This window comes from Pedobacter sp. SL55 (assembly GCF_026625705.1).
GTDB lineage: Bacteria > Bacteroidota > Bacteroidia > Sphingobacteriales > Sphingobacteriaceae > Pedobacter.
The window spans coordinates 96,464-112,036 of the sequence record NZ_CP113059.1 but is presented as its reverse complement, the minus strand read 5'-3'; the positions used below and the strand labels follow the sequence as shown (position 1 = coordinate 112,036).

Genomic DNA, 15,573 nt, shown 5'->3' with positions numbered 1-15,573 from the left:
AGAGAAAAAATATATAATTCACGTTAATTACTTCATTTGTTTAGCACTTTTAGTTGTAATTGGTAACTTCGGCGCATGAAAAAACTAATTGCAGTGCTAATGTTTTGTGGTAGCGCTATTATCGCTAAAAGCCAGGTTAAAGTGTCAGCTAAAGAGGCGGTTAATTATGTCGGCAAAGAGGTGCAGCTTTGCGATTCTGTGTATAGTTCCCGCAGTTTAGAAAATCTAAGTTTGTTGAATTTGGGTGGTGCATTCCCTAAAGAGGTAATTACCGTGGTGGTATTTAAAGCAGATCGAGCCAAATTTGAAAAAGATCCAGTGGAAATGTTTAACGAGAAGAAAATATGTGTGGTAGGTACAGTTACACTTTACAAAGAAAAGCTACAGATTGTAGTTAACGATCCAAAAAAAATAAAGCTAAACTAACGTGAGTTCGGGATAAGAAAATTATGCTATTTGCTAGCGATAGCGCTTCAAATCTTCGTTCAGCTGATTTTCGGTCTCTTATTTTTCGGGCCGCACCAATAAGCCAAAGCACTTTCTTTGAAAGAAAAATAAGCAACCGAGAGTTTTTGTTACTTTTTGCGGTCAAAAAGTAAGAACCCAGCGGCGGCGAGCTAAAAAAATACGTTCAATGCGAATTTCTTAAGAATTGTAAATACACTTAACCCGAACTCACGTTAAACTAATTGTTGTTTGCTGGTGTAAGTGCTGGCGTTTTCATTTGCTGAACAATGTACAAGCCAATGATTACCAATACTACTCCGGCTAGTGTATACCAAGTAAGTGGCTCTTTCATAATGATGGAGGCAATGGTAAAACCTGCAACGGGGCATAAAAATAACCAAGCCGAAGCCTTAGTTGGATTTTTGCGAAGTAACGACATCCAAAGTAAAGAAGCAATAATAGAAGCTGGAATGGCCAACCATACTACTGCACCTAAAAAGCCAAAATCAAAAGTATTTGCTTCCGAATTGTAAAAGTAAATAGCAAACGGCAATAGATATAAACATCCAAACAAGGTTTGCCAGCCATTAATGGTTAAAATGTGCATTTGTTCCCAATTTTGTTTAGAAAAGTAAATGGCCCCGGCAGAATAAGAAACGTTGCATAAAAGTAGCAGACATAAACCTAAAACGCTGGCGTGGCTACCACCTAGTAAAGGATAGGCGGCAATAAGCATCCCTACCATACATAAGGCAAAGCTAAGCACAGTGGCCAAACGCAAAGGCTGCCTAAACCAAATGCTACTAATTAGCAAAATAAGCACAGGATTAATGGCAATAAACAAAGCCCCTAAGCCTGCAGAAACTTCTTGCATGGCCACCACATACAAACCCAAGTATAGGCCAACATTAAAGAAACCATAAATCGCAATCTTTTTCCATGCACTTTTTTTATGGGGCATAGGTTGCTTCATAAAAAAATGAGCAATAACCAGCATTAACGCAGATGCCAAAATGAAACGTGGAATAGAAAGCACCAGCGGCTGTACCGAGTGAAGGCCAATTTTTGTTGCTGAAGATGCCGAAGCCCACAAAATCACGAAAGTAATTCCTGATAAGAAGTTGAGCAGCGATTTACTTGAACTGCCCATTTTTGTTTACTGTAGTTGTTTTCATTTAATGCTGCAAAGCTAGTAATTTACTTGCCTGCAAATGTTTTTTTAACATGTTTTTTAACGCCAAAAGGCGTAACCATTTAAAGTTACGCCTTTTGCTTATTACTGCTAAAAATTATTAGCGACTACAATTGGCAGTCCACGTAGCGCCATCTTTTAAAAAGCCAATGGTTAAGTTGTCTTCGGTAATTCTAATGTATTTACTTTCGGTACTACCAATAGAGATTACTTCATTTTCTTTTCTTTCAAACTCTACACCATCCAAGTCAGGAATGCCATCAGAAAATTTAAAGTTGTAGTTGTTGCCAGTTTTAATTACAGTTACTTTACCCGTTTCGGTACTTATAGAAGAGTTGCCATTATTATAGCTAATAGAACCATTATAAGTGCCTACAAATAAGTCATTGTCTGCTGGGTCATCATCCTTGCTACACGCTAAAAATACGAGAGGCATTGCTAATAAAAGAAGTAAAAATTTAAATTGAGTTTTCATAATGTTCTATTTTCTAAATGTTTCGGTTTAGTAACATTATTGAAACAAAATGGTTTTCTGTTTTTTTATTCAAATATTTTGACGTGCTTATGTTGTTGGATATCAGCTGGTTGTTTCTGGTGTAAAAATAGCTTAGCTAAAACCAAGCTGTGTGCAATCAAATGCGGTGGTGTTAAAAAATTAGGGAACTATACCAAGTTTACACAAGAGTTCGGATTATTTAGAAATTTTAATAGTGTTCAATTACAGAGCATAAGTAATTTTTGATTAGTCAACAGCAGATTTAAGAGGAAGCTCTAGCTAACAAATATGAACTACTTTTTCAGACTCTATGAAATCAGTTGTTACATGTGGATATTCCGCCAAAGCCGTGTAAGAAACGGTAAGTACGAGGTTGCCCCAAAAGGCAGACCTTTTACTCATTATACTGTCCATTGTGCGGAAGTGTTACGGTTTCAACATCTGAAAAATACAAGTCTTTGGTAGGATATTTTAACGTTTACATAACCATCGCCATATCATTAATAGCTTTGGCGGTAAGTCTGTATCCTTATCTTTTGCCGTATTTTTAACCCAATACCAAAAATTCATGCCAAGTTGAAACCCAAACAATAAAAACATTATAAAGAGTAATGTATGCACAATAATAGGTTTAAAAAAAGCAATAGTTAAAATAGTTTCCATTTTTCTTATATTTGGTTCATGAATTAGAATACGATAATTAACAACATATTACAGAAGCGTTAGCTTTTATTCTTGCCGTTTAAATCTGGTAAATTTCAACAAAGGCAATACAAGAATAGAGTTCTGACTGCTCATGCGCATAGCGTGGGCTGGACTTTATTATTTGTATTGCAGGTTTACCAGAACCTTAACGGCGAATGAGACTTCCAGTTCCACGCTTCTTTATTTAAAAGGCTCTAGGGAACTGTAGGGTATTTAATAAATGAAAAATTTTACTCCCTTACGGTTTCCCGTAAAAACATCTTCTTTTAATGGTTTAGATTTGTGCAAAGCCAATTTTATACAAATCTTTATGAAGAAATCAATCTATTTAGTCCTAGTAACTATTTTCTTATTATCCTGCTCCAAAAAAGACGAAACTCCAGAAAGTTCAATTAAGATTAGTCCTCCTACATGGGTGCAGGGAGAGTGGTATTTAGAAGGGGAAGCAACAAAATCTAGTGCATTCAAGATTACATCCGATGACTTCTGTATCGGGGCTTTCAATTCTTATAGCTGTAACAAAGAAGCACTTGCTACCTATTCAAAAGGTAAGATGGCAGCCAATGTAAAGGAGGTTAAATCAGATACTGACTATTCCATAGAGATAACATTGGCATCACAAGTAACTACCTATAATTTCAGAAAGGTATCTGCTACAAAGATAAAGTGGACGAACCACCCGCTTGGAGATTTAGTTGATGCAGTTTACGTAAAGAAATAGATATTATGAAATTGCATTTTAGAAAATTCAAGTTTACAGAAAACTTGTTTTTTAAATCTCACGAATCTTCTGTGGAAATTACAGAAACATCTGTTAACGTTCTGATATTACCATATTTCGTTTATTGCGGTTCCTATGAAATTTTAGACATTCTTTATAATGAAAGCCTTGGTATGACAAGGTATGTCACAGAATTTCAGTTACAGAGATTTTATATTGACATACATAGGGGCGCAAACAGAATATCAATATTTAATGACAATAAAGAGGGTTTAATCTTAAAAAACTAATTTTATGCTATACTTCATAATAGGAATAGTTGTATTCCTAATCTTTATTTTTCTCAGAGATAAATCCGATGAGGTTTCAAAAGTCAAATCTTATGGTGGTATGATGGGTAAATATTCCATCCTAATAAGTGGTCTCTCGGATTATCCCGGTACGAAAGTGGAACAAACATCTTCTACAAGCGTTTGGATATTAACACGAGATAGATTAGTTTCAACGGAGTTCAGAATCAACCACGGATTTTCCGATTTTACGGTTTTCTGGACTCATCAAAGTTATGCCTTCGGCAAACACCATCTCCGCTGGACTTTTCCAGAATATATGAGCCAACACAGCGCAACTAATGTGATTATGAACGAAATTGAAGAATACTCAATTAAAATGATATCAAAAACACTATAATATAATTAACCATTTATTTGATATTTTTACAATATAAAAATCCTAATCATGAAAATAAAGAACCACAACGACAATTAAAGACAAGAAATCAACGAACATTATGACCAACATTCAAATTGGAAACTACTTCCTAGAGCAATTTAATGTGAACCTAGGTGAAAATTTTAAAATCGAATACAATGAGACGAAAAGCGAATTTTCAAGAACAAGCCATGATATAAGGTTCAACCATTATTTTGATGATTATTGTATTATGACGATAAATTGGCTTATTAAAATTAAAAATCATGATATTCAGGAATGGATTGATGAAGAAACTTATAGCAAAGAAATATTCAATACATTTCATAGTAGGAGACTAATTTTTCCAGAAAGCGAAGCAAAACTATTCCTCAAAATATTTGGCAACCTAGAGTTCGATATGCCATATTTTACAGAAGAGCAAAAAGCTAAACTTACCAAGCAGGTTAAAGACTGCTGTGAAATTGTTAAGGACTATATACCGGAAGCGTAGTTTATGTTTGCCATTAATATAAGCTGTCTTTTTAAATATTCCTTATCTATCTCTTCGAAGCAGTAGTATCCGTTAAATTCGGCTCTTATCTTTATCGGACTTTTTAACTCCCTTAACTTTTTTTGAAGTCGATTTACTTCAGTTAATATATCTGCTTCTACCTTATTTTTTATTTCATAACCTCCGCTTATTTCGGAGGTTTTTTTATTTACTTTATCTTCAGCCTCCTCTACAGGGAGGTTTTTTTGGTTATTTTCCATCATATTTTAATTACTGTAAAACAAAAAAGCACCTGTTGTAATATAGATGCTTCGTTAATTGTGTATATTTATTTATGAATTTATTTGAAAAAGTTTCTCTTGTTAGAGGAGCAATACAGTTGCAACTAGATAGTTTGGCTTTTACAGCATTGGGTAATGCAAAAGTAAACCTGTCATTCATTGTTGACAACAAAAAACCTGAAAAAGACGAAGACAATGTGTTTCAAGTATCCTCTGTACAAGAAGTCGAACAGATTGCTTTACACATTTACGATGATAAGAAAATCATAAATAATGTACAGGATTATAATAGACCTCTTTACTTAACAGTGTTATTAATAATACCTCGATAATGATAACTTGTTCCATCTAACGTCCTAATGGAGTAAAAACCATTAAATACTGCATTGTTACAAATGCTAATACTCTTTAATTTGATTGTTCCTGTAACTACAGGTTGTTTATTAGGTAAGGGAGATATGTTTATTACTACGGTGTACTTTTCTATATCCTTTATTTTACAAAGCTTATTAATGTAAGCTTTTGTGTAATGTTCTATAAGCATTTTTATAAAATTATGTGTAAAACAAAAAACACCTATTGTATTTCAAATAAGTGCTTGGGGTTAATTTTTACTATTTTTAATTCAGTGTAAACTTGGTATAGTTGCCTAAAATTATTAGATAAATTTTAAATAGGCTCTTAATTTAACCTATTTTTGATGTTTTAAATACGCCATGTCCACATCATTATGCCCTTGTTTTTCTGGGAAACCTTATATCGAATGTTGCCAACCCTATCACTTGCAAATTGCTTTGGCACCCACACCAGAACAGTTAATGCGTTCTAGGTATAGCGCTTACGCTTTACATTTGGTAGATTATTTATGGGAAACTACCCATCCGGCCAAAAGACATTTATACAGCAAAGCTGATATAGAAAATTGGGCAAAGGAAAACCACTGGACTAAGCTGGAAATTGTTGCCGCAAAAAAAGATGTGGTAGAATTTAAAGCCTTTTATCAACACGGTTTAAAAGAATTTACACATCATGAACGTTCTGTTTTTAAGAAAGAAGCTGGTAAATGGTATTATTTTTCGGGAGAGCATTTTAATTAATACTTTAAACCAAGGCATTTGTCTTTTGTTGTAAAACCTATGCAGAAATACCTTTTACTTAGCTTCATCTTTTGTTTTTTTCTTGCTGATGCTTCTGCCCAAAATCAGGATACGGTTACCAAAGTAGCTTTGGATAGTGTAGTTATTCATGCCTACGGCAGCAAAATGCTGATGGCAACGCCTGCGGCAGTCAACAAAATTAATTTAAAGCAACTACAATATTATTCCGATGGAAATATTATACAGGCGGTAAATGCTACCCCAGGGGTACGAATGGAAGAGCGTTCGCCGGGCAGTTACTCATTAAATATTCGTGGTAGTTCTGTGCGTAGTCCTTATGGGGTTCGCAACGTAAAAATCTACTATGATGGCATTCCGTTTACCGCCCCCGGAGGTAATTCTATGTTAAATATGCTCGGGTTTTATAATGTGGGTGCAATAGAAATTATTAAAGGCGCTGGAAGTAGTTTGTATGGAGCCGGAACAGGTGGCGTGGTTTTGTTTGACGCTCCGCCAGTAGCCAAAAAAATGCAACTTAACGGTGGGTTTAGTGCAGGCAGTTACGGTGCTTTAAATTACCATCTGCAACTGAAATTGCCAAAGCATAATTTTAGTTATGAAGAAACTAGCGTAGATGGTTACAGGCAGCATACCGAAATGAAACGGAAGTTGGCAAGTTACCAGACACAACTTTCTACCTTTGCTAAGGGCAGTTTAAAGGTGCATTTTATTTACAGCGATTTGAATTATCAAACTCCTGGGGCCTTAACTTTAGCCGAATATCAGGCCAACCCAAGACAGGCCAGGCCTGCGGTGGGCGCCAACCAAGGTGCAGTTGCGGCAAATGCCAGCATCCATCAGCAAGCGGCTTTGTTGGGTATAACTCATCAATATTCTTTTTCGCCAAAGTTAAACAATACCACCAGTTTGTATGGTTTCTATAACGAAACAGCAAATCCTGCTATACAGAACTACGAGCTAAAGAAAGAGCCTCATTGGGGCGGAAGAACGAATTTTGTTTACGGACTTAAAAATCTCGCTATTAATTTTGGCGCAGAGCTGCAAAGCGGAGATTTCAGCTCAAAAACCTACCGAAATATACAAGGCAATAAAGGCAGTCAGGTTACCGATGATGAACTCGACTTGTTGCAATGGATGGCTTTTGCGCAGGTAAATTGGCAAATGCAACGCTGGCTATTTACTGCTGGGGCAAGTATCAACCAGTTTTCTTTAGATTTTTTGCGTAGTAGTGAAATACCCAATATCCAAGCCTCAAAGAGTTTTAAAGGGCAGTTGCAGCCTCGTTTTGCAGCGCTTTACAAAATAGACGATCAAATTGCTACCTACATCAACGTAACTAAAGGCTTTTCTCCACCAGCTAGTAGTGAGGTTTTTGCAGATAACAATAGCTATAATTTAGCTTTACAAGCAGAAACAGGATGGAATGTGGAGCCAGGCGTAAGATGGAATTTATTAGAAAATCGTTTATTCCTCGATGCTAGTTATTTCCACACTTTGCTAAGCAATTCTATTGTAACCCGGAGAGATGCGGCTGGTGCCAACTACTACATAAATGCAGGTAGAACCAAACAGCAAGGTATAGAAGCAAGTTTATCTTATCAGTTAATTACAAAAGAGCAGCCTTTGTCGGTTTTATTACAGGGCGCTTATGCATGGCATCATTTCAAATACAAAGATTTTGTGCAATTAAATGAAGATTTTTCAGGGAACCAATTGCCTGGCGTAGCACCTCGCAGCTATACAATAATGGCCGATATTAATCACAAAAGTGGATTTTTTGCCTTTACCAGTTTAAACCATAATGCTAAAATTGCATTAAATGATGCCAATACGCAATATGCGGATGACTTTCAGTTGCTAACTGCGAAGTTAGGTTATCAAAAACAGATGAAAAATATACCGTTTCAGCTTTTTGTAGGCGCAGATAATTTGCTCAATCAAACTTATAGTTTAGGTAATGATATCAATGGTTTTGGAGGTAGGTACTACAACGGAGCTACAGGCCGTAGCTTTTACGTTGGGTTAAAGTTAGGGTGGGTTAAAAGATAATGACGCCTAAAAAGTCTTTTTCACGTTCGGGTCGGTAAGTATCACATAATCGCCTAATTCTTTATATTTTTCCCAATCCGGATTAGCAAAATCATCGGCAGCAAATGATGCAATATTTAGCGCTTTAAGCGTAGGTGCGTATTTTTTTAGCTGTGCAAAGGTTCCCAATTTCTCATCGCTATGAAAGCGGCCATTTACCTGAAAAATTTTCTTGTCTTTGTTTGCCTTTGCGAACTTAGCAATAGACCACGCCATGGTGGCATCCCAAAAATTTTGAGTTTGATAAACTTTCATCGCTCCCATACCATGGCCACCAAGTAGCGCAATAAATTTTTCGTAATACCTGCCCGTTAGGGTATCAATAGCGTTTGGTGGTAAAAAGGCTTTAGAAACATCAGGAAGTTTAGCTAAAATTTGCAAACCATTTTTAGTTACCGCATTGCTGTATCTAGCTGCGGCATTGCCGCCAATTACACTTAAACCTTGTTCTTTTGCAAATTCTACCATCGGGCGGTAATCTTTGTAATTGTTCCAAGCTCTGGCTTCTTTAACAAAATTCTTCTCGGTAATTATACCTGCTAAATATTCGGTTATTACGGGCTGTACATCAGTGTGAAACATTTCTAGGGTTAGCCCAACTTTATTGTTATAAGCGGTAGCCAATTTTTTAAACAAAGTGGTTTCTAAATAATGTCCAATAGAGTCGTTGTGCTCTTCTCCAAAAAACAACACATTGGCATTGGCCATATCTGTTACAATGTCTTCTAAATTGATTGTTTTTTGCTTCTTTACATCGTAAATTTTATAGTGCGTGCTAATTTCTTGCGCTGTTGCAATAAATGGCAATATCAGTAAAGCAATAAAGAGTAATCTTTTCATATCAACGGTTGTAAAAACTAACTTCTGTAAAATAACAAAAATTTTTACCGATAAATTAATGCATTTTACCGATAATTGAGTAGCAAATAGCGGTCTTGTGTTGTAATGCCTTCATAGTTGATATACTTTTGAAGCATATTAAAAAACATAAGGCAATGGAAAATATAAATAATAATAAAGAAATGGTTAATCGCTCCGGAAAAGTTTGGGCAGGCTTATTTATCGTTGGTATTGGCGCACTGTTGTTGCTAAGAAACTTTGGCTTGTATCTTCCTCATTGGGTATTTAGTTGGAGTACAATTTTAATCTTGATTGGCTTGTTTGTAGGTGCACGCCACAATTTTAGAAACAGCGGTTGGTTTGTAATGGTGCTTATTGGGGCCTACTTTACTTTGGAAGATATTTTTAGGGGTTACGATATGTCAAATATTGTTTTCCCGATCATGTTAGTGGCGCTTGGTTTGTTTCTGGTTTTAAAACCTAAAAGCGTTCCTAATTTTAAGAGAAATAAATGGAGTCGTAAAAACGATGGCTATAATACTTTTGAGAAGGTCAATCCGTTGGGGCAAGAATCAGATCCATCATCAAGTAACACTCGACAGGATTTTAATGCCAATGATTATATCGATTCGGTAAATGTATTTGGCGGCAGCAATCAAGTTATTTACTCTAAAAACTTAAAAGGTGGCGAAATTACAGCTGTTTTTGGTGGAGGAGATATTAACTTGACCCAATCAGATTTTGAAGGTCAAATTGTATTAGATGTAACCGCTATATTTGGTGGGGTAAAAATTGTGGTACCGCCAACTTGGCAAATCAAATCAGAAGTAACTGCAGTTTTTGGTGGAGTAGATGATAAACGAGCTATTTATCCTGCTACCGAACAGGCAAATAAACTTATCATTATAAGAGGCGTAGTATTGTTTGGAGGCGTAGAGTTTAAGAGTTATTAATCTTTTTTGTAACCTTAAAAATTAAACGCTTTGACTACTACTCCACTATCAAAACCGCAAATCAAAATTATAGCAGGCATCATTTTATTATGTTGGCAGGCTGCTGGTGCTGCGGTTTTGTATTTTTTCTTTAATTTCTCTTGGCAAATTGCATTGGCAGATAGTGTAATTAGCAGTTCGTTTCTAGCTATTGCTTGTATCATTATCAGTAATATGTTAGGGTATTATCAACCTAAAAACGAGAAATTGTTATATGTTTTGCTTGTTACTGTTGTTTTGTGTGCTGCCGTTGTGGTTGCCTCTAAATACAGCTTAACTTTTTTATTCGCCAACGAGGCAAGTTATCTGTCTTTTTTAGACCTGTCGGATGTTTTTAAAGCTGCCGTTTCTTTTGTTTGTTTGGCTTGGTGTGCCCTAGCTAATATTTTATGGTATAGGCTAGAAGAACAATCAGAAATGCAGGCAAGAATGTTGGCTACACAAAACTTGGCCAAAGAAGCAGAGCTCAATAAGCTTCGCCATCAGTTGCAACCACATTTCTTGTTTAATAGTTTAAACTCGGTGTATGCTTTAACCATTGTAAACCCTACCGAAGCAGGAACTATGATTACCAAACTGGCTGCTTTTTTACGCGGCACACTTAAACGCGACGATGAGGTTTGGGTTAACGTAGCCGATGAGATGGAGTACATACAACTGTACTTAGATATTGAAAAGGTGCGCTTTAGCCATAGGTTAAGTGTTGAGGTAGCCATTGCCGAAGAAACGCTCGCACTCTGTTTGCCTGGTACTTTGTTGCAGCCCATTGTAGAAAATGCCATCAAATTTGGTTTGTATAATACGGCAAAGGCCATTACCATTACACTAGATGTAAAACTGGAAAATAATACCTTAGTAATTTGCGTAACCAATCCTTACGATGCAGAAATGACAGCCTCAAAAGGCACTGGTTTCGGCCTTTCGGCGATAAGACGTAGGCTATATCTACTTTTTGCGGATAGCAGTCTGTTGCAAGTCGAGTCGCAAAACAATAATTTGTATATTACCACGCTAAAAATACCTCAAAAAGATGATAAAAACCATACTCATTGACGACGAAGCCCTTGCTAGAGATATTGTGAAGCATTATTTAAAGGCTTTTCCAAACATAGAGGTGGTAGCCGAATGTGCCGATGGTTTTGAGGGTTTAAAAGCAATAAGTCAGCATCAACCAGATTTAATTTTCTTAGATATACAAATGCCCAAAATTAGTGGTTTTGAGATGTTAGAATTGGTAGATAACAGGCCTGCAGTTATTTTTACTACCGCTTTTGATGAGTACGCCATTAAGGCTTTTGAGGTAAATGCAGTAGATTACTTGTTGAAACCCATTGAGCAAGGCCGCTTTGAGCAAGCTATGCAAAAATTGCCATCGAAACTAGCCAAAGGCGATGATAGCCAAGAATTATTGGAAACTGCTTCTTTATCGCCAGCACAAAATAATAGGGTAGTGGTAAAAAATGCGGGTGTAATTAAAATTATCCCAGTAGATGCTATAAATTACTTAGAAGCTGATGACGATTACGTGAAACTGAGCACTACCGAAGGCAATTTTCAAAAGAATAAAACCATGAGCTTCTTTGAACAAACCTTAGATGCCACGCAGTTTATCCGTATTCATCGGTCTTACATTATTAACCTAGCGCAAGTAACCAAAATAGAGCTTAAAGAAAAAGAAAACTATGTGGTGTTGCTAAAAACTGGGATTTGGTTGCCGGTAAGCAAAACGGGTTATGTTAAACTTAAAGCTGCTCTAGGTATTTAGTTTCTTAGCATTTTTATGCTATCACTCTTGTTTTTATTGGCCACAGATACACAGATTTTATGATTAGTAGCTGTGCATTGTGGCTTTTTTTGTGTGCCAGAAAAAAAATCAGAACAATTTTTAATCACAGCGTGTTTAAGTAGTAATCAAAACAATTAACAATTTTAATCACTTAAACATCAAAGTCATGGGAAATCTATTATACGTAATTGCGGTTATCTTGGTAATCATTTGGGCAATTAGTTTTTTAGGAGGTTATTACACAGGCGGTATTATCCACGCATTATTGGTAATCGCAATCGTAGCAATTTTATTAAGAGTAATAAGAGGTGCTGCATAAAAAGAAAAATTTGTTTTAGTTAATAATCAAAGCTCGATAGGTTTAGGTCATCTATCGGGCTTTTTTGCTAAACACTATGCTGCAATTGCTAAGTTGAGCCAGCAATAAGCTAATTTGAAGCCTGTTCCAATCTTTAGGTTTGTGCTAGTGGCTTGTATAAATACTTCTTCGAATAGCTAATTCTTACTATTTTAAAATAAAAGAAAATAGTGTTGCAATTTTAAAAATATCGCTTTATATTTGCACCTCTATTAAAAACTCTAGTTAAGATATTATATAGTTATGAAAAGAACATTCCAACCTTCGCAAAGAAAGAGAAGAAACAAGCATGGCTTCCGCGAAAGAATGGCTACAGCAAATGGTAGAAGAGTTTTAGCTTCTCGCCGTGCAAAAGGAAGAAAAAGATTATCAGTTTCTGACGAGCGTCGTCATAAAGCATAGTTTTTGATTGTCCCAAAGGGATGCCTTTGGCACCTGGAGCAGTATATGCTGTAAAGTCTAGGGTTGATTACAATCAAAAAAATGAATAAATTTTATAAAGAAGAGCGTTTATGTAGCAAAAAGTTGTTAGACTTGCTATTTAAAAAAGGCTCTTCTTTTCTTTTGTATCCGTACCGAGCTACTTTTGTTTTTGAAGCTCATTCATCAAAATTTCCTGCCCAAGTAGTTATTAATGTGGCCAAAAAGCGATATAAACACGCTCACGACCGCAATTTAATTAAACGCCGTACCCGCGAAGCTTATCGCTTGCAAAAGAATACGGCACTTTACGAGCTTTTACCCAATAACCATCAGCTTTTGCTTTTAGGTTTACAATACGTAGGTAAAGAAATTTATCCATACACTTTTTTAGAGAAGAGAATGGCCCAGCTTTTTAAAAAGCTGTTAGTACAAATAAGCAATGAAAGTAATTAAACTATTGTTTTCGTGGCTGTTTTTGGGTATCATTAAGTTGTACCAATGGCTGTTATCTCCTTTGTTAGGGCCAAGTTGTAGGTATACGCCAACTTGTTCGCAATACGGGGTAGAGGCTATCAAAAAGCATGGCCCATTTAAAGGTGGCTGGCTTACTTTAAAGCGTATCGGTCGCTGTCATCCTTGGGGTGGTCATGGGCACGATCCGGTACCTTAAAAAAGTATAAAGTTAAAAGTTAAAAGTGGGTTAAACTTTTAACTTTGCACTTTATACTTTCAACTATCCCATGTCAACAATACTTCAAATAGAAACAGCTACGTCTGTTTGTTCAGTGGCTATCTCAGTAAATGGCAAAACTATCGCAGTTAAAGAAGAAAAAGCGGCTAACATTCATGCTTCGAGCTTAACGCTTTTTATAGCCGACGTGATGGAAATGGCTGCAATTAGCTACACAGATTTAGATGCTATTGCGGTAAGTAAAGGCCCTGGTTCTTATACGGGTTTGCGTATTGGGGTTTCTACAGCTAAAGGCCTTTGTTTTGCGTTAGATAAACCTTTAATCGCTATCAATACCTTAAAGATGATGGCCAATGGTTACTTGTTGCAGCATCCTAATTTTGGTGGTTTGATTTGCCCAATGATAGATGCTCGAAGAATGGAAGTATTTACTGCTGTTTTTGATCATCATTTAAACGAAGTTGAAAATACGCACGCTAAAATTGTTGATGAGAAAAGTTTTGTGCTAGAACTTCAAAGCAACTATGTTTCGTTTATTGGCGATGGTGCAGAAAAATGCAAGGCGGTAATTGATAACCCGAATGCCCATTTTCATTTGGAGAATTACAATAGTGCTGCCTTTATGAGTAATTTGGCTTATGCGGCGTACCAGTCTGCCGAATTTGAAGATGTAGCTTATTTCGAGCCTTTTTATTTGAAAGATTTTGTTTTTACCACGCCTAAAAAGAAAGTTTAAGGCATTGCAATTTGATAGTTTAGCGCTTTGTGAATTGTAAACTGCCAACTGTAAACTGCCAACTGTCTACTGTTTTTTCTTTTTAAAGATGCTAAAAATGCGTCCAAAGAAACTTTGGCGGTCTTTTCCATCGCCAACACCTGGCATCCAGCTCATGTTCATAGGGTGTTCTACAATGTAGCCAATTTTAAAGGCCATTCCCAAATATACCGAACCTCGGTTGTAGCCTGTTTCATTAGCTTGGTTTTTATTGATGATATCTTTACCGGCATAATACGTTTGGATGATATCATTGGTTCCCAAAAACATTTCAAAATTAGGGGTTTGTAGCATGCCTTGTACGCCTAGCCTAAAGTTTTTGTCGGTGTTGTAGCTAGGTGCCGCACTAAAAGAAAAAGTGCCCGATTTTAGCGTATTTACCAAAGCCGCCTCGCCATATTTATTGAAAATATTTTTAGTTACAATTAAATTGGGCGTAAAAGGGCCAAAGGTTTTCGAGATCAAAAAATCGGCCTTGCCATTAATTGGTGTTACAAAAGCTTTCTTTTCTATATTTTGTGTGGCCATTAAATTTAATTCCCTTTGCAAATGCTTTTCTGAATCTGGGCCCATAATAACGGGAGCTTGTTCTGTAACGTCGAAAAAGCCAGTATAAGAATTTTTACCCCATCTAATAAACCCTAGATCCTTAATGTTTGCCATAAAGAAAACGCCAGATTTGCTGGTGTAGGTAGTGCCCACGGTAATTGCCGCACCTAGGTTTTTAAAGGGAAGGGTGTTTTTTAGCTTAAATTCTCCGTTTTCCGGGTAACTTATTCTGTATTTTGCAGCCATATCTATATCCATAGTATTAGCCGCTAATGTTACCGAAGATCTATCTGCATAAAACTCGGTGTAGCCCAAGCCACTAAGTAAGCTAACTTTGGTACCCAAGGCCCAACGTTTGGTGTAGTTTTCGCGATAGGTAAAGCTAAACTGGTGGTAAGCCTGTAGTTTGCCATTGTTGTTAAATATATTGATACGAGGAATGGTGGTAAACTGCTCAAAAGTATCGTAAAACAATCCTTTGCTAATATCTTCATCGTAGTCTATTTGGGTTTCAGATTTGATTTGCCACGAAAACCCCATTTCGCTGTGGTACTTGTGGTATTTAAAAAGTTTAATACTCAATAAATAAACATTCACGTTTTCGCGAACCGTATTAGGGTTTTGGAAAGCACCAATTCTTTGCTGCGTGTACCCTTTGTTAATGAGATTTCTGATGGCCTCGTTAGAAGAGCCTTTACTTAAACTACTTAAATCCATATACGGGATAAGAAAGTTAGATGCAAACTGGCGAGAAGAATCTAAAACGAAAGATTTTTGTGCAGGATTTTCGAATGAATCAAAAAGAGTTTTGGTGTTAAAAAGGGCGTATTGTTGGCTATAGGAACGAAGCGAACTTACAACTAATAGGAGTATAAGAAAATGTCTTCTCATTAAAATTAGCTAAATC

21 protein-coding genes are annotated in these 15,573 nt (G+C 36.3%); 15 read left to right on the top strand and 6 right to left on the bottom strand.

Annotated elements, in window-relative coordinates:
* Window positions 1–75: 75 nt before the first annotated feature.
* Window positions 76–426: a hypothetical protein gene (locus OVA16_RS00540; RefSeq protein ID WP_267762967.1), complete on the top strand. Its 351-nt coding sequence runs from the start codon at window positions 76–78 to the stop codon at window positions 424–426.
* A gap of 259 nt (window positions 427–685) precedes the next feature.
* Here the strand turns inward: OVA16_RS00540 and OVA16_RS00535 are convergent, their stop codons facing one another.
* The 3 genes from OVA16_RS00535 to OVA16_RS00525 all read right to left on the bottom strand — a co-directional run bounded on the left by OVA16_RS00535 (window position 686) and on the right by OVA16_RS00525 (window position 2,798).
* A complete protein-coding gene (locus tag OVA16_RS00535) occupies window positions 686–1,597 on the bottom strand; it encodes a DMT family transporter (RefSeq protein ID WP_267762964.1) in 912 nt (303 codons plus the stop codon).
* Window positions 1,598–1,739: 142 nt separating this feature from the next.
* Window positions 1,740–2,114 (bottom strand): hypothetical protein, encoded by a 375-nt coding sequence (locus tag OVA16_RS00530; protein ID WP_267762962.1) that lies wholly within the window; start codon window positions 2,112–2,114, stop codon window positions 1,740–1,742.
* Between the two features lie 492 nt (window positions 2,115–2,606).
* Window positions 2,607–2,798, bottom strand: coding sequence for a hypothetical protein (locus OVA16_RS00525; RefSeq protein WP_267762960.1), 192 nt, complete (start codon window positions 2,796–2,798; stop codon window positions 2,607–2,609).
* A gap of 262 nt (window positions 2,799–3,060) precedes the next feature.
* Between OVA16_RS00525 and OVA16_RS00520 the strand changes: the two genes are divergently transcribed.
* The 3 genes from OVA16_RS00520 to OVA16_RS00510 all read left to right on the top strand — a co-directional run bounded on the left by OVA16_RS00520 (window position 3,061) and on the right by OVA16_RS00510 (window position 4,765).
* Complete coding sequence (locus tag OVA16_RS00520) at window positions 3,061–3,561, top strand: hypothetical protein (RefSeq protein ID WP_267762959.1); 501 nt, start codon at window positions 3,061–3,063, stop codon at window positions 3,559–3,561.
* 294 nt (window positions 3,562–3,855) lie between these two features.
* Window positions 3,856–4,251, top strand: a complete 396-nt coding sequence (locus OVA16_RS00515) for a hypothetical protein (protein WP_267762957.1) — start codon at window positions 3,856–3,858, stop codon at window positions 4,249–4,251.
* 100 nt (window positions 4,252–4,351) lie between these two features.
* Window positions 4,352–4,765, top strand: coding sequence for a hypothetical protein (locus tag OVA16_RS00510; RefSeq protein WP_267762955.1), 414 nt, complete (start codon window positions 4,352–4,354; stop codon window positions 4,763–4,765).
* On the opposite strand, the gene OVA16_RS00505 is transcribed toward OVA16_RS00510, so the two are convergent.
* Entirely contained in the window at window positions 4,747–5,028 is a 282-nt protein-coding gene (locus OVA16_RS00505) for a hypothetical protein (RefSeq protein ID WP_267762953.1), read from the bottom strand. The two genes, OVA16_RS00510 and OVA16_RS00505, sit on opposite strands and share 19 nt — an antisense overlap.
* Before the next feature lie 71 nt (window positions 5,029–5,099).
* Between OVA16_RS00505 and OVA16_RS00500 the strand changes: the two genes are divergently transcribed.
* The 3 genes from OVA16_RS00500 to OVA16_RS00490 all read left to right on the top strand — a co-directional run bounded on the left by OVA16_RS00500 (window position 5,100) and on the right by OVA16_RS00490 (window position 8,213).
* Entirely contained in the window at window positions 5,100–5,378 is a 279-nt protein-coding gene (locus OVA16_RS00500; RefSeq protein WP_267762951.1) for a hypothetical protein, read from the top strand.
* A gap of 384 nt (window positions 5,379–5,762) precedes the next feature.
* On the top strand, window positions 5,763–6,143 hold the full coding sequence (locus OVA16_RS00495) for a YchJ family protein (protein WP_267762950.1): 381 nt from the start codon (window positions 5,763–5,765) through the stop codon (window positions 6,141–6,143).
* 39 nt (window positions 6,144–6,182) lie between these two features.
* Entirely contained in the window at window positions 6,183–8,213 is a 2,031-nt protein-coding gene (locus OVA16_RS00490) for a TonB-dependent receptor family protein (protein ID WP_267762949.1), read from the top strand.
* A 6-nt stretch (window positions 8,214–8,219) separates the two neighbouring features.
* Here the strand turns inward: OVA16_RS00490 and OVA16_RS00485 are convergent, their stop codons facing one another.
* The gene (locus OVA16_RS00485) at window positions 8,220–9,092 is read right to left on the bottom strand and encodes a ChaN family lipoprotein (protein WP_267762948.1); all 873 of its coding nucleotides are present in this window, start codon (window positions 9,090–9,092) and stop codon (window positions 8,220–8,222) included.
* A 155-nt stretch (window positions 9,093–9,247) separates the two neighbouring features.
* Between OVA16_RS00485 and OVA16_RS00480 the strand changes: the two genes are divergently transcribed.
* The 8 genes from OVA16_RS00480 to tsaB all read left to right on the top strand — a co-directional run bounded on the left by OVA16_RS00480 (window position 9,248) and on the right by tsaB (window position 14,078).
* A complete protein-coding gene (locus OVA16_RS00480) occupies window positions 9,248–10,045 on the top strand; it encodes a LiaF transmembrane domain-containing protein (protein WP_267762947.1) in 798 nt (265 codons plus the stop codon).
* A gap of 30 nt (window positions 10,046–10,075) precedes the next feature.
* Window positions 10,076–11,137: a sensor histidine kinase gene (locus tag OVA16_RS00475; protein WP_267762946.1), complete on the top strand. Its 1,062-nt coding sequence runs from the start codon at window positions 10,076–10,078 to the stop codon at window positions 11,135–11,137.
* Window positions 11,115–11,849: a LytR/AlgR family response regulator transcription factor gene (locus OVA16_RS00470; protein WP_267762944.1), complete on the top strand. Its 735-nt coding sequence runs from the start codon at window positions 11,115–11,117 to the stop codon at window positions 11,847–11,849. Before OVA16_RS00475 ends, OVA16_RS00470 begins: the two co-directional genes overlap by 23 nt.
* 187 nt (window positions 11,850–12,036) lie before the next feature.
* Complete coding sequence (locus OVA16_RS00465; RefSeq protein ID WP_113635858.1) at window positions 12,037–12,189, top strand: lmo0937 family membrane protein; 153 nt, start codon at window positions 12,037–12,039, stop codon at window positions 12,187–12,189.
* A 282-nt stretch (window positions 12,190–12,471) separates the two neighbouring features.
* Window positions 12,472–12,630 carry a 50S ribosomal protein L34 gene (gene rpmH / locus OVA16_RS00460; RefSeq protein ID WP_055133745.1) on the top strand — a complete coding sequence of 53 codons (159 nt, stop codon included), beginning with the start codon at window positions 12,472–12,474 and terminating at the stop codon, window positions 12,628–12,630.
* A gap of 81 nt (window positions 12,631–12,711) precedes the next feature.
* Window positions 12,712–13,104 (top strand): ribonuclease P protein component, encoded by a 393-nt coding sequence (locus OVA16_RS00455; protein WP_267762932.1) that lies wholly within the window; start codon window positions 12,712–12,714, stop codon window positions 13,102–13,104.
* Window positions 13,091–13,321, top strand: a complete 231-nt coding sequence (gene yidD, locus OVA16_RS00450) for a membrane protein insertion efficiency factor YidD (protein WP_138730365.1) — start codon at window positions 13,091–13,093, stop codon at window positions 13,319–13,321. The genes OVA16_RS00455 and yidD overlap by 14 nt, the downstream gene beginning before the upstream one ends.
* A gap of 70 nt (window positions 13,322–13,391) precedes the next feature.
* The gene (gene tsaB / locus OVA16_RS00445) at window positions 13,392–14,078 is read left to right on the top strand and encodes a tRNA (adenosine(37)-N6)-threonylcarbamoyltransferase complex dimerization subunit type 1 TsaB (RefSeq protein ID WP_267762929.1); all 687 of its coding nucleotides are present in this window, start codon (window positions 13,392–13,394) and stop codon (window positions 14,076–14,078) included.
* 66 nt (window positions 14,079–14,144) lie between these two features.
* On the opposite strand, the gene OVA16_RS00440 is transcribed toward tsaB, so the two are convergent.
* Window positions 14,145–15,557 carry a DUF5723 family protein gene (locus OVA16_RS00440; RefSeq protein WP_267762927.1) on the bottom strand — a complete coding sequence of 471 codons (1,413 nt, stop codon included), beginning with the start codon at window positions 15,555–15,557 and terminating at the stop codon, window positions 14,145–14,147.
* Window positions 15,558–15,573 lie beyond the last annotated feature (16 nt).

What these genes read in the sequence shown, in the direction of transcription:
- OVA16_RS00495 (WP_267762950.1), top strand. Translation starts at nt 5,763, where the DNA reads ATGTCCACATCATTATGCCCTTGTTTTTCTGGGAAACCTTATATCGAA.
- OVA16_RS00440 (WP_267762927.1), bottom strand. Translation starts at nt 15,557, where the DNA reads ATGAGAAGACATTTTCTTATACTCCTATTAGTTGTAAGTTCGCTTCGT.
- OVA16_RS00465 (WP_113635858.1), top strand. Translation starts at nt 12,037, where the DNA reads ATGGGAAATCTATTATACGTAATTGCGGTTATCTTGGTAATCATTTGG.
- OVA16_RS00525 (WP_267762960.1), bottom strand. Translation starts at nt 2,798, where the DNA reads ATGGAAACTATTTTAACTATTGCTTTTTTTAAACCTATTATTGTGCAT.
- OVA16_RS00520 (WP_267762959.1), top strand. Translation starts at nt 3,061, where the DNA reads ATGAAAAATTTTACTCCCTTACGGTTTCCCGTAAAAACATCTTCTTTT.
- OVA16_RS00515 (WP_267762957.1), top strand. Translation starts at nt 3,856, where the DNA reads ATGCTATACTTCATAATAGGAATAGTTGTATTCCTAATCTTTATTTTT.
- OVA16_RS00505 (WP_267762953.1), bottom strand. Translation starts at nt 5,028, where the DNA reads ATGATGGAAAATAACCAAAAAAACCTCCCTGTAGAGGAGGCTGAAGAT.
- OVA16_RS00455 (WP_267762932.1), top strand. Translation starts at nt 12,712, where the DNA reads ATGAATAAATTTTATAAAGAAGAGCGTTTATGTAGCAAAAAGTTGTTA.
- OVA16_RS00470 (WP_267762944.1), top strand. Translation starts at nt 11,115, where the DNA reads ATGATAAAAACCATACTCATTGACGACGAAGCCCTTGCTAGAGATATT.
- OVA16_RS00490 (WP_267762949.1), top strand. Translation starts at nt 6,183, where the DNA reads ATGCAGAAATACCTTTTACTTAGCTTCATCTTTTGTTTTTTTCTTGCT.
- rpmH (WP_055133745.1), top strand. Translation starts at nt 12,472, where the DNA reads ATGAAAAGAACATTCCAACCTTCGCAAAGAAAGAGAAGAAACAAGCAT.
- OVA16_RS00480 (WP_267762947.1), top strand. Translation starts at nt 9,248, where the DNA reads ATGGAAAATATAAATAATAATAAAGAAATGGTTAATCGCTCCGGAAAA.
- OVA16_RS00500 (WP_267762951.1), top strand. Translation starts at nt 5,100, where the DNA reads ATGAATTTATTTGAAAAAGTTTCTCTTGTTAGAGGAGCAATACAGTTG.
- tsaB (WP_267762929.1), top strand. Translation starts at nt 13,392, where the DNA reads ATGTCAACAATACTTCAAATAGAAACAGCTACGTCTGTTTGTTCAGTG.
- OVA16_RS00530 (WP_267762962.1), bottom strand. Translation starts at nt 2,114, where the DNA reads ATGAAAACTCAATTTAAATTTTTACTTCTTTTATTAGCAATGCCTCTC.
- OVA16_RS00510 (WP_267762955.1), top strand. Translation starts at nt 4,352, where the DNA reads ATGACCAACATTCAAATTGGAAACTACTTCCTAGAGCAATTTAATGTG.
- yidD (WP_138730365.1), top strand. Translation starts at nt 13,091, where the DNA reads ATGAAAGTAATTAAACTATTGTTTTCGTGGCTGTTTTTGGGTATCATT.
- OVA16_RS00485 (WP_267762948.1), bottom strand. Translation starts at nt 9,092, where the DNA reads ATGAAAAGATTACTCTTTATTGCTTTACTGATATTGCCATTTATTGCA.
- OVA16_RS00540 (WP_267762967.1), top strand. Translation starts at nt 76, where the DNA reads ATGAAAAAACTAATTGCAGTGCTAATGTTTTGTGGTAGCGCTATTATC.
- OVA16_RS00535 (WP_267762964.1), bottom strand. Translation starts at nt 1,597, where the DNA reads ATGGGCAGTTCAAGTAAATCGCTGCTCAACTTCTTATCAGGAATTACT.